The 12,679-nt window shown below is 42.4% G+C and carries 10 protein-coding genes, 1 other RNA gene and 1 pseudogene; 2 read left to right on the forward strand and 10 right to left on the reverse strand.

What is annotated here, in order from left to right; translation table 11 throughout:
* Positions 1-169: 169 nt before the first annotated feature.
* The 6 genes from ACN6MY_RS22780 to secG all read right to left on the reverse strand — a co-directional run bounded on the left by ACN6MY_RS22780 (position 170) and on the right by secG (position 6,351).
* On the reverse strand, positions 170-949 hold the full coding sequence (locus tag ACN6MY_RS22780; protein WP_419882179.1) for a PAS domain S-box protein: 780 nt from the start codon (positions 947-949) through the stop codon (positions 170-172).
* Positions 950-1,337: 388 nt separating this feature from the next.
* Positions 1,338-1,699: a transfer-messenger RNA gene (gene ssrA, locus ACN6MY_RS22785) on the reverse strand.
* A 125-nt stretch (positions 1,700-1,824) separates the two neighbouring features.
* Positions 1,825-2,292 carry an SsrA-binding protein SmpB gene (smpB, locus tag ACN6MY_RS22790; RefSeq protein ID WP_419882180.1) on the reverse strand — a complete coding sequence of 156 codons (468 nt, stop codon included), beginning with the start codon at positions 2,290-2,292 and terminating at the stop codon, positions 1,825-1,827.
* Between the two features lie 166 nt (positions 2,293-2,458).
* Positions 2,459-4,831: a ribonuclease R gene (rnr, locus tag ACN6MY_RS22795; protein WP_419882181.1), complete on the reverse strand. Its 2,373-nt coding sequence runs from the start codon at positions 4,829-4,831 to the stop codon at positions 2,459-2,461.
* A 69-nt stretch (positions 4,832-4,900) separates the two neighbouring features.
* The gene (locus ACN6MY_RS22800; protein ID WP_419882182.1) at positions 4,901-5,647 is read right to left on the reverse strand and encodes an alpha/beta hydrolase; all 747 of its coding nucleotides are present in this window, start codon (positions 5,645-5,647) and stop codon (positions 4,901-4,903) included.
* Between the two features lie 470 nt (positions 5,648-6,117).
* Positions 6,118-6,351, reverse strand: a complete 234-nt coding sequence (gene secG, locus ACN6MY_RS22805; RefSeq protein ID WP_071352811.1) for a preprotein translocase subunit SecG — start codon at positions 6,349-6,351, stop codon at positions 6,118-6,120.
* A 267-nt stretch (positions 6,352-6,618) separates the two neighbouring features.
* Here secG and ACN6MY_RS22810 point away from each other — a divergent pair, with 267 nt between their 5' ends.
* Entirely contained in the window at positions 6,619-7,407 is a 789-nt protein-coding gene (locus ACN6MY_RS22810) for a M15 family metallopeptidase (RefSeq protein ID WP_419882183.1), read from the forward strand.
* Between the two features lie 271 nt (positions 7,408-7,678).
* Positions 7,679-8,204, forward strand: a pseudogene (locus ACN6MY_RS22815) (carbohydrate ABC transporter permease); the annotation flags it as partial.
* A 112-nt stretch (positions 8,205-8,316) separates the two neighbouring features.
* Here ACN6MY_RS22815 and ACN6MY_RS22820 read toward each other — a convergent pair.
* From ACN6MY_RS22820 to tpiA, 4 genes are all read right to left on the reverse strand, one after another.
* Entirely contained in the window at positions 8,317-8,571 is a 255-nt protein-coding gene (locus tag ACN6MY_RS22820) for a hypothetical protein (RefSeq protein WP_419882184.1), read from the reverse strand.
* 486 nt (positions 8,572-9,057) lie between these two features.
* Positions 9,058-10,353, reverse strand: coding sequence for a phosphopyruvate hydratase (gene eno / locus ACN6MY_RS22825; protein WP_419882185.1), 1,296 nt, complete (start codon positions 10,351-10,353; stop codon positions 9,058-9,060).
* A 30-nt stretch (positions 10,354-10,383) separates the two neighbouring features.
* The gene (gene gpmI / locus ACN6MY_RS22830) at positions 10,384-11,919 is read right to left on the reverse strand and encodes a 2,3-bisphosphoglycerate-independent phosphoglycerate mutase (protein WP_419882186.1); all 1,536 of its coding nucleotides are present in this window, start codon (positions 11,917-11,919) and stop codon (positions 10,384-10,386) included.
* A complete protein-coding gene (tpiA, locus tag ACN6MY_RS22835; protein ID WP_090988791.1) occupies positions 11,912-12,673 on the reverse strand; it encodes a triose-phosphate isomerase in 762 nt (253 codons plus the stop codon). Before tpiA ends, gpmI begins: the two co-directional genes overlap by 8 nt.
* Positions 12,674-12,679: the final 6 nt, after the last annotated feature.

Consider the following 12,679-nt stretch of genomic DNA (forward strand, 5'->3'; position numbering starts at 1 on the left):
CGCCTCCTAATTTTATGTAATAAATTTATTATAGTTGATTTTCTTGTTGAACTAAACTGCCCCATTAGCACAATAAGAAAAAGCCGTCTCATGACGGCTCTTACTCCAGAGAACGAATCTGTAGTGAAGAAGGATAACAATATATCACTGAATATAGTTGGTATCCTATTCAAACACTTGCGAATCTATCCTTTAACACCAAATCACGTATTGCCTGCTGTAAAGTTCCAAATATCTGTATTAGGGATAAATCGGCTCCGAGCTGAACAACACTTTGGGCAATTTGGGGTCTTACTCCCGTTACAATAGAACGAACACCAAGCATACCAAGTACGGCACTAGTTTCAAACAGACATTGGATTACTATTGCATCAAGTTCATAGATTCCTGAAAAATCGCTAATCAAAGTATGGGCATTCTGTTCCTGTACTTTTAAAGGCACATGTTTTAAAATATAATTCGCTCTTTCAGAATTGATAGAACCTACTAGGGGTAACACAGCGACCCCTTCCAATATAGGGACGACAGGAGCTGATAGTGTGTTAATTTCTTTTGACACTTTTTCGAGAGTTCTTTCGATTTCTTTACGCCTTGTTATATCTCTGACGACAGATTGAATCGCTTTTTTATCCTCATACAAAACAGGAGTACAATTTGTTTCTACATCAACTAGTGAACCATCAAACCGTCTTAATTGTTTTTCGATAATTCCAGTTGGTTTATTTTCATCTAGGATAGATTTTGCGTGCCCTACTGTCAGCTCTCTATACTCCTCGGGTACGATATCAAATACAGATTTACCTATAACTTCCTCACTGGAAACGGCCCGTAAAAAGTCTACTCCTGCAGGGTTTATATACTTAAATTTCCCATCTTGTTGAATAATAATTGCCTCCGCGGACGATTCAACGATTTGACGATACAATTTTTCATCTGTATTATTTCCCACGAAAATTCATCACTCCTTACCATAAGCTAAAGTTTTCAACTAAGAACATTATACAATAAGTGAATAATTATTGTATTTTAGCCCCTTATCTGTGCTTATTAGTTTAAAAATCCTTCTTCCACTAACCTGCCCCTAATATTAGTTTTCTTTCCAATCTATAATATAATGATATTTAAGTATTTTACCTCAGAAGGGTAATCCCTTTTCTCATGTAATGTTCTGTACATAATATCTTTTATACTCTTCCACTTGCACTTTTCTCATTTGCCTTATCTTTTCCATCTGGAATTCTCAAAAATGGTCCAGACTAAAAATAAAGCATAAACTGTCCTATTAGACAATTTATGCTTTAACTTACACATAAACAAAAAACCACCAAATATGTATTTGGTGGAGACGGTGGGAGTCGAACCCACGTCCAGACATAACGGCACTTAAGCTTCTACGAGTGTAGTCGGCATATTAGTGTTTCGCTGAATCTTATGCCTGCCAACAGGCGTCAGAGCAGCTAGTCTGGTTGTTCTCTTCCTTCATCCTCAGACGGTGGAATCCGGCGTAGCCCACTTAGAGTGAGTCCCTTACCCTACCACATGGGCAATGGAGGGAGGAACCGCTATCGACTGTTATTAAGCAGCGAAAGCGAAGTTGTTGTTTTGTTTGCCAGTTATAGGCGTTGACGTTTTAACGAGGCCGATCCCCTCGACTCGCAACCTAAGCTCGAACTATCCCTGTCGAATCCGTAACGTCCCCATAATAGAAATGGAGCGTACGAGAAAGTGAATAGTCAGCTGGTGTGCTGATATTCAGTTGTCATCGGTACATAACTTATTATAACAGATTCGCTGAGAAATTCAATTGTAAGGTCTTGCTAATCCCTACATCTTTTGCCTGTCGCGGAAAGCACGCTCAATATCTCTTTTAGCTTCCTTCTTCTTCAGGTCCTCACGCTTGTCATATTGCTTTTTACCTCTGCCCAGGCCAATTAAAACCTTCGCAAATCCATTTTTTAAATAAATTTTCAAAGGAACGATGGTATACCCGGTTTCCTTGGTATCCCCAATTAGCTTACTGATTTGCTTTTTGTGCAGCAGCAGTTTTCTTGTTCTTAACGGATCATGGTTATACCGGTTTCCCTGTTCGTACGGGCTGATATGCATATTATGGAGATATACTTCTCCTCTTTCAATTTTAGCAAAAGAATCCTTGAGGTTGACCTTCCCGGCACGGATGGACTTGATTTCAGTGCCCTGCAGGACAATCCCAGATTCAAACGTTTCTTCAATAAAATAATCATGATACGCTTTTTTGTTTTGTGCTAATTGCTTGCCAGTACCTTTTGGCATCTCTTGTCTCCCCCTCATCAAAAAAGCAGCAGATAAATTGTCTTTAGCAGGAAGCAAGGCCCGTGCTTTAACGCAAAAGCCTGACTGCCGTAAAAACCCAATTTGTTCAACAAGCCATCAATGAAGAAAGAACCTTATTGATGGCTGTTTCACTATACCCGCTTTTTTATCTCTTTCTTGGTCTCTTCTTTTTACGTTTTGCTGCAGGTGCATTTTCGTAAAATTTTCTTTTTTTCTTGGACTTTCTTTCTGAAGAAGAACTTTCCCCGCTCTTTTCATTTGTTCCCCTGCCGCTTCCTCCGCCTTTTCGATCATTATTACGCCCGCTTCGGCGTTTTCGGTCGCTTGGAGCAGCCTTGAAAATCCTTTTTTCTCCAGTTGAACGCGGCCGGATATTTTTCATCCCGATGATTTCAAAATCTATGGCACGCTCATCTTTATTCACATTGGACACCCGGATGGAAATTTCATCGCCAATACGGTATACCTTAGCAGTCCTCTCCCCGATCATGGCAAGCTGGCGCTCATCAAAACGGTAATAATCATCACTCATCGCGCTGACATGCACAAGGCCTTCTATCGTATTAGGAAGCTCGACGAACATTCCAAAATTAGTTACAGAACCGATGATTCCATCATATTCCTCGCCAATCTTATCCAGCATGTATTCTGCCTTTTTCAGATCGTCCGTTTCACGCTCAGCATCGACAGCACGGCGCTCGCGCTTGGAAGTATGGTCAGCAATGCCCGGCAAAAGATCATTCCATTTTGCTTTTGACGCTTCATTCATTCTTCCTTCTATTAGATAGGTTCTGATTAACCGGTGAACGATCAAATCCGGATACCTTCGGATAGGTGAAGTAAAATGAGTATAATATTCCGTGGAAAGTCCAAAGTGACCCAGGCATTCAGGATCATATTTCGCCTGCTGCATCGAGCGGAGCATGACAGTAGATATCACCATTTCCTCAGGCTTCCCTGAAACAGCTTCTATAATATCCTGAAGTGCCCTTGGATGAATGGAGCTTGCAGAACCGCGGACAATGTAACCGAAATTTGTGATGAACTCAAAGAAACGCTGAAGCTTCTCTTCTTTCGGGTCTTCATGTATCCGATACAGGAACGGCACTTTGAGCTTCTGGAAGTGTTCTGCAACTGTTTCATTTGCAGCAAGCATGAATTCTTCTATCAAATGCTCCGCAACGGAACGCTCGCGAAGAACAATATCCTTTGGATGCCCATCTTCATCTACAAGCACTCTCGCTTCCTTAAAGTCGAAGTCAATCGCTCCCCGTTCCATCCGTTTTTTCCGGAGAATCTGTGCAAGCTTCTCCATATCCTGGAACATTGGAACAAGGGGCTCGTAGCGGTCCATCAAGTCCTGGTCTTTATCAACGAGTATCTTATTTACATCTCCATATGTCATCCGTTCCTTTGTCTTAATGACACTTTCAAAGATATCATGGCCGACAACCTGCCCTGAAGCCGTGATTTCCATTTCACAGGATAAGGTAAAACGGTCTACCTTTGGATTTAGGGAGCAAATGCCATTTGATAAACGATGAGGAATCATGGGAATAACACGGTCAACAAGGTATACACTTGTTCCTCTATCCAATGCTTCCTTATCAATCGGCGAGTTTTCCGTCACATAATGGCTCACATCGGCAATATGGACACCAAGCTTATAATTACCGTTATCAAGCACGGTAACGGTGACGGCATCGTCCAGGTCCTTTGCATCGGCCCCGTCAATCGTAACAAGGGATTCATTTCGGAGATCCCTTCTGTTTCCGATTTCGCTTTCTTCAATGGTATCCGGCACTTCATTCGCCTGCTTCATGACATCTGCAGGGAATTCCAGCGGCAAGCCATGTTTATGGATGACCGAAAGTATGTCGACCCCTGGATCATTTTTATGGCCAAGGATTTGAATGACTTCACCCTCTGCACTTGTCCGGCCCTCGGGGTAGGAAGTCAGTTTCACCACAACCTTGTGTCCTTCAACAGCTCCAGCTGAAGCATTTTTCGGTATGAAGATGTCATTAGCGATTTTCTTATCATCTGGAATGACAAACCCAAAATGCTTGCTTTCTGAATATGTACCCACGACTTCTTTAATGCCGCGCTCTACAATTTTTTCAACAGCGCCTTCTCTTCTTGATCCGGAACTCTCCGAGGAAACCCTCACAAGCACGATATCTCCATGCATGGCATTCTTTGTTTCTGTCGGCGGGATAAATATATCATCCGCTCCAGGCTGGTCTTCAGGGGTGACAAAGGCAAATCCCTTTGCATGCCCGGACAGCTTGCCGCGGACCAGGTTCATTTTTTGGGGAAGGCCGTATCGGTTGCTTCGTGTTCTGATCACAAGGCCTTTTTCCTCCATTTTAACTAACGCTTTAACAAAATCCTTGAAATCGGCAGAATCCTCAATCCCAAGAGCCTCTTCAAGCTCCTGGACCGTCAAAGGCTTATATGCTTCCTCTTTCATGTAAGAGAGAAGCTTATCCATATGTTTACGGATGCTTTCTTCCATTGATTAAAACCTCCTTTGCTGAAAAAACAATCTATTCTATTATTTTTACCCATGTACATGTTTTATACTTCACTCAGACCAATCCAGTTCCTCAAGAAATCCGCAGATATCTTCATGCAGCATATCCCGCTCGCTGTCGAGGGTAATGACATGCCCCGATTCTTCATACCATTTAATGCGCTTTAAATCGGACTCTGCACCATTATAGATAATGTTGGCGCTGTCTGTATTGATCATCTCGTCAAGCCTGGCCTGTGCCACAAAAACCGGAGCATATATATGATCCACATGGCCGCGGACATCTGAGATCAATTCCTGAAGCGCCTTTAATGTTTTCATTGGTGTTCCGGCAAACCGCGCCATTTCTGTTTCGATTTCTTCAGCTGTTTTTCCTTCACGCCTTTTAAATTCTCTGGCGTAAGCTAAAACTCCTTTATACATGGTCTCTTCACTTTTGATATACATAGGCGCACACATGGGTACGATACCCTTTATAGGTACAGTGTAACCTAATTTGAGGGAAAATACGCCTCCAAGCGATAAGCCTGCTACAGCAATTTCCTTATGTCCCTTTGCCTTCAGGAAATCGTATCCCCTCATTACGTCTTTCCACCAGTCAGCAGGGCCGGTTTCTACCAGCTCCTCTGGAGGTACGGCGTGCCCCTTATATTGAGGAGCATGGCAGGTATATCCCCTTTTTTCCAAAAAGCGACCTAGCATGCGGACATCTGAAGAGTTACCGGTAAAACCATGAAGCAAAAGGACAGCCCGTTTTCCTCCTTCAAAGGTAAACGGCTGAGGCAATTTAATTTTCATTATATAAAACCCCTTTATTGAAATCAGGATGAAAACCTTTGGCAGCAAGGAAAAACCAAATTTAATCAAACGTTTGATTAAATCCCCAGAAGCCCTGCGGCAACGCGCTTCCCTCGTTTTTATGAAGCAACCGGGTCTTACTGGATGTATACTTTTATGGTCTCAGCCATTTAACATCTCATTTCCTATTAAATCAAAAAAACTGCATGCATGCTATTTGAAGGCATTAAAGAGAATGTCTTGCTCCACAATAGCTCATCACTCTTCATTAACAGGCTGCTATTTGCCGCTCCATTAACAACCATAGACCTGAGGCTGCATTTGATTTAATGAGGATTAGAGCGGGCAAGGAAAGGGTAATGGAGACCACAGAGGCGTAAAGCTGACCCCAGAAGCGGGAATCCGGCGGGGCAGCCAAAGACGATAAGAAAAAAAGCCTGGCTGAACATCAGCCAGGCATCTTCACTACATTATACTCGGAAATAGGTCACTAACAATGCTAAAGCAAAGAACAATACAGCAAGAACGACTGTTGCTCTGTGAAGAACCAAGTCAAGTCCGCGGGCTTTTTGCTTGCCGAATAACTGTTCCGCGCCTCCGGCTATTGCACCTGACAATCCCGCGCTTTTCCCGGATTGCAGAAGTACACAAATGATAAGGGCGATACTAACAATAACTAAAAGTGTTACTATTAATGCATGCATGCATGACACCTCCTGATAACCATTAAACATTACCTTTAATGTACCACAATATGTCACTTTCCACAATGCCGGCTGAACAACTAACTTAAATGGCGATTAAATTATTAGAAGACATGAATTTTTCAAAAATTTCCGGGCCTAAGTACTTTCCATTTAATTCCCCTAGGAAATATGATATAAAAGCATGTAACCTATTTTATCTGGTGTATAATTCATAGAGGACAAGCATTTTGTCCTTCAAAAAGTTTCAAGTGGGGGCTTATTTACATGTTTAGAAACGTATTAACCGCAACAGCATTATCCTCAGTCATCCTTTTTTCTGCAGGATGCTCTGCAAATGACGAAAACCAGGATGCCAAGGACACACCTAAGGAACATCAATCCCACAATTCAGGGAAAACAGCTTCCAATGACAGTACGAAACAAAATAACAGCAGCTCAGATGATCAGCACAAAGCTGTTACTGCTTCTGCACATCCCAACAGCATTGAGGTCTTAGTGAATAAAAGCAATTTATTGCCTGACAATTATGAGCCAGCCGATCTCGTGTATCCTAATGTACCATTCATTTTTAAAGAAAAAATCGAAAAACGCATGATGCGCAAAGAAGCCGCCCAAGCCCTTGAAAAAATGTTTCAGGCTGCAAAAGCCGACGGCATGGAGCTTGCAGGCGTTTCAGCTTATCGTTCTCATACCAGACAGGTTGCCGTATTTAACAGCTATGTAAAAAAAGACGGACTTGAGAAGGCTAAAACCTACAGTGCAATCCCTGGCACAAGCGAACACGAAACAGGGCTTGCCATTGATGTAGGAACTCTTGACGGCAAGTGCGCTGCCCAGGACTGCTTCGGCCAGACGCCCGAATCCTCATGGCTTGCCAAGCATGCCGGCGATTACGGATTTATCATCAGGTACCCTCAGGGGAAACAGAATATAACAGGCTACAAATACGAAGCCTGGCACATCAGATACGTTGGCGTGAAGATAAGCAAAGAAATCGCCGCCCGCGGAATTACACTGGAAGAATACTATAATTCTGTGCCTGTATCCAAATAAGCCAGACGCACCTTGGCCATTAAGGATTTAGGCCCGCAGCCATATACCAAAAAATCTGCTCCCTTCAACGGGAGCAGATTTTTTTGAAAGTATTTGCATAACCTTGATTCACTGAGTCTCCGGGAATCATGGATACATAAATCCGTTCATTCTCCACTGTGTCGCCGGCTAGTAATTTAAGAAGGTGTTCAGCCGCTAAAGCGCCCCACTTTCGTTCTGAGTAATCAATGGTCGCAAGCCGCGGCAATTGAGGATTGATGAGGTGAAACGAATGAAAACAACAACCGATCGTTATCAGCAATGGTTTGTCGGAATCATTTTGACTTCTGCAGGTATTGTGGTCGCTATTCCATTTATATGGATGATTTTCTCATCCTTTAAAACAGAGAGCCAAGTAAGTTCTTTAATACCAACCTTGTTCCCGAAGGAGTTTACATTAGACAATTTCCAAAATCTGTTCGAAAATATGAATTTCGGTCTATATTTAAGAAATACAGTAATTATTGTAATCTGCTCTTTTGCGGGGTTATTTTTGAACGCAATGGCAGGCTATGCATTTGCGAAAATTTAAAGGGAAAGAGAAGTTCTTTTACCTTATCCTTGCAACCATGATGATTCCTGGTCAGGCAACAATGATTCCGGTGTATCTTATATTAAATAAAATGCACCTGACCAATACAATGGCAGGCATCGTACTTCCAGGCTTCGTCGGCGCATTCAGCATCTTTTTATTCAGGCAGTTCATGTCCACAATCCCTGATGAATTATTGGAAGCAGCACGGCTGGATGGAGCAAATACAAAAACCTCTTGTCCAGTGCAATAATTACACATAAACAAGAGGTTTTCAGTTCCAGCAAATACCACGCATTGTCGAAATATGTAAATAACTATTAATAATCGGTGTATTTTTAAAGTCCAGACATCCCAATTCCAATCGCTAATATAATAAAGCCAACTGGAATGATTGCTAAGATGAACAATGATACAACTCTCCAAACCCCCCTTGGGCTAAACCAGGCTATGAGAATTGCTATGACATACCCCAAACCTATCATAGGATAGTATAAATCATTGGAAGCGAAACTAAAAAGCGGTGTTTCAAACATCATATAGAACAATAGAATTGGTGTTAGTAAAGCGAAAAGTGACATATATTGTTTCAATTTTAACTCCTCCCTATTATCATATACTTCCATTTATATCCATTATACAACACCACTTTATTCAAATATCACATAATTGTTTAGCAGAAAAACCAAGCTCGTGTAAGCCTGTGGTCTTATGATTGTTAATTAACGATGGTCACTCATGTAAGTTTTCCATAGTAACACCTCCTAATAGTCAAATCATTGTAATATTCGATTCACATTCTTTACGAACTTCAGATGATGCATCAGCATATGGAGCCGTAGCCTTACAATAACCTGCTAAAGAGTCTTTCTGAAAGTTCCGAAGTTCAGATTCACTCATACCAGAAAAATAGGATTAATGAGCACAAAAAACCCCCCCGCCAGTGTATTTACTACACATAAACGAGAGGGTTATTTGATAACATTTGTATGTCTAAATTCAGCATGTGTACTACACAGTTCAAGTGTCTCGAAACTGGCGTGTACGTCTAAATTAAAACATATTTTTTGCGGATATTATTAGCGTTTAAGGTTGTAGAAGCTCTTAAGACCTTCGTAAACAGCAAGCTCGCCAAGCTCATCTTCAATGCGAAGAAGCTGGTTGTATTTCGCGATACGGTCTGTACGTGAAAGTGAACCTGTTTTGATTTGTCCTGCGTTTGTTGCAACAGCGATGTCAGCAATTGTAGCATCTTCTGTTTCGCCTGAACGGTGGGAAACAACAGCTGTATAACCAGCGCGTTTTGCCATTTCGATAGCATCAAATGTTTCAGTCAATGTTCCGATTTGGTTTACTTTGATTAAGATAGAGTTGGCAATGCCTTTTTCAATTCCTTCAGCAAGCTTCTTTGTGTTGGTAACAAACAAGTCATCGCCAACTAATTGAACTTTGCTACCAAGGCGGTCAGTCAATACCTTATGGCCTTCCCAGTCATTTTCGTCAAGTCCATCTTCAATGCTAAGAATCGGGAACTCATTAACAAGCTCTTCATAGAAACTTACCAATTCTTCAGAAGTTACGCCTGTTTTTCCTTCGCCGGAAAGGTCGTATTTTCCAGTTTCTTTGTTATAGAACTCAGAAGAAGCAACGTCCATTCCAAGGTATACATCTTCACCAGGCTTGTAGCCGGCTTTTTGGATCGCTTCGATGATTACTTCCAATGCTTCGCGGTTAGAACCTAAGTTTGGAGCAAATCCTCCCTCATCGCCTACTGCAGTGTTCAATCCTTTAGCAGAAAGAACAGATTTCAATGCATGGAAAACTTCCGCACCCATACGAAGAGCTTCCTTGAATGTTGATGCTCCAACAGGAAGAATCATGAATTCCTGGAAGTCAACATTATTGTCAGCATGTGATCCGCCATTGATGATGTTCATCATTGGAGTCGGAAGCTGCTTAGCGTTGAATCCGCCAAGGTAACGGTATAATGGAAGGCCTACTGATTCAGCAGCAGCATGGGCACAAGCCATAGATACGCCTAGAATAGCGTTAGCACCCAATTTACCTTTGTTTTCTGTTCCATCAAGCTCGATCATTGCGCGGTCAATGCCGATTTGGTCTGTTACATCAAATCCGATGATTGCTTCTGCAATTACATCATTTACATTTTCCACTGCCTTTAGGACACCTTTTCCAAGGTAGCGGGATTTGTCGCCATCGCGAAGCTCCACTGCTTCATGCTCTCCAGTAGATGCTCCTGAAGGAACAATAGCGCGGCCGAAGAAGCCTGATTCTGTCATAACTTCTACTTCTACAGTTGGGTTTCCTCGTGAATCTAATACTTCTCGTGCGTATACATGTTGAATAAATGGCATAATAATTCTCTCCTTTTTTGTGTTCGCTTTTTATTTATTAATTAAAGATGATCCTGTCATTTCAACAGGCTTTTGAACTCCAAGCAAATCAAGCATCGTTGGAGCAAGGTCACCTAAAATACCGTCTGTCCTTAATGTTACATCATTTTTTGTCACAATGACAGGAACAGGGTTTGTTGTATGGGCAGTCATTGGATTGCCTTCTGGCGTTACCACTTCATCAGCATTCCCATGATCAGCTGTTATTATGGCAGTGCCGCCTTTTGAAATCATAAGATCCACAATTTTGCCGAGACATTCATCGACAGTTTCAATGGCCTTGATTGTCGGCTCAAGCATTCCTGAGTGGCCAACCATATCCGGATTAGCAAAGTTCAGGAGGATTGCGTCAAATTTATCATTTTCAATCTGCTCCATAAGTGCATCTGTAACTTCATAAGCACTCATTTCCGGCTTTAAGTCATAGGTGGCTACCTTCGGAGAATTGATCAGGATCCTTTCTTCGCCAGGAAACTTCTCTTCACGTCCCCCGCTCATAAAGAATGTCACATGCGGATACTTTTCAGTTTCTGCTATCCTCAGCTGTGTCAGATTATTTTGCGAAAGCACTTCCCCAAGTGTATTATCCAGGTTCGACGGCTTGAATGCCACATAACCATCCACCGTCTCAGAAAAATGAGTCAGGCAGACAAAATGAAGATGCTTGGGATGTCCGGGACCGCGGTCAAAAGCGCGGAAGTCTTCATTTGTGAATGTATTGGAAATCTGTATGGCACGGTCAGGGCGGAAATTATAAAAGATAACAGAATCATCATTTTTAATTGTCGCCACTGGTTTTTTATCGTCTGCTGTGATTACTGAAGGAATGACGAACTCATCGAAAATTCCGTGCTCGTACGAATCCTCCACACATTCCATTGCTGAAGTATAAGCAGGGCCGTCTCCGTACACCATTGCACGATACGATTTCTCTACGCGTTCCCATCTCTTATCACGATCCATAGAATAATACCGTCCAGAAATGGTAGCAAATTGCCCAACGCCAATTTCCTTCATTACTTTCTCAGCATCCTCAATGTATCCCTTTGCTGTTTTCGGGCCAACATCCCGGCCATCTAAAAATGCATGAACATAAACATTCTTCACGCCTTCTTTTGCAGCAAGCCTCAAGAGTGCGTACAAATGATCGATATGGCTATGTACTCCTCCATCAGACAGCAATCCGAATAAGTGAAGATTTGTTCCTTTTTCTTTCGCATGATTCATGGCATCAATGAAGGTTTGATTTTTGGCAAATTCCCCTTCTCTAATAGCAAGATTCACACGTGTTAAGCTTTGGTAAACAACACGGCCAGCACCAATATTTAAGTGGCCGACTTCCGAATTCCCCATTTGCCCTTCTGGAAGGCCAACAGCTTCACCGCTTGCTGTCAGCTGTGCATGCGGATATTGCTCCCAAAAACGGTCGAAATTTGTTTTTTTTGCTTGATATACTGCATTTCCTTTATGTTCGCCGCGACATCCGAATCCATCTAGGATGATAATTGCCACAGGTGTCTTACTCATATTGTCCAGCCTCCAATAACTTCAGGAAAGATTGTGGTTCAAGACTTGCGCCACCCACTAAAGCTCCATCTATATCAGTCTCTGCCATATACTCATGAATATTCTCAGGCTTTACACTTCCGCCGTACTGAATGCGGACTGCATCCGCGGCTTCTTTGGAAAACTGTGAAGCGACTACGTCCCTGATATGGGCACAAACCTCATTTGCATCCGATGCATTAGATGATTTGCCTGTCCCTATAGCCCAGATAGGCTCATAGGCAAGGACAATGGTCTTCACTTGTTCTTCACTTAAACCGGCAAGGCCTTTTTTGATCTGGTTTTCCACATGTTCATTCGTCAGGCCGCTGTCCCGCTGTTCCAATGTCTCGCCGCAGCAGAGAATTGGTGTCAGATGATACTTAAATGCCGCGCGGACTTTTTTGTTCACCATCTCATCTGATTCATGAAACAGCTGGCGGCGTTCTGAGTGGCCCAAGATCACATAGTCAATGCCGATGTCTTCCAAAGATGCGGGACTGATTTCCCCTGTAAATGCACCGCTCTCTTCATAGTGCATATTTTGAGCCCCGATTTTTACATGCTTATTTTCTGCAGCCAGCACAAGCTGGCCAAGGAATAGACAAGGCGCGCATACTACGGCCTCCATTTTCTCGGGTGATGGAACTAAGCTGCTTACTTCTTCCAGAAAATGTTTAGCTTCAGCTAAAGTTTTGTTCATCTTCCAGTTTCCAGCAATAATAGGTTTACGCATTAACGA

The sequence above is a fragment of the Peribacillus sp. B-H-3 genome (assembly GCF_048572925.1).
Lineage (GTDB): Bacteria > Bacillota > Bacilli > Bacillales > DSM-1321 > Peribacillus.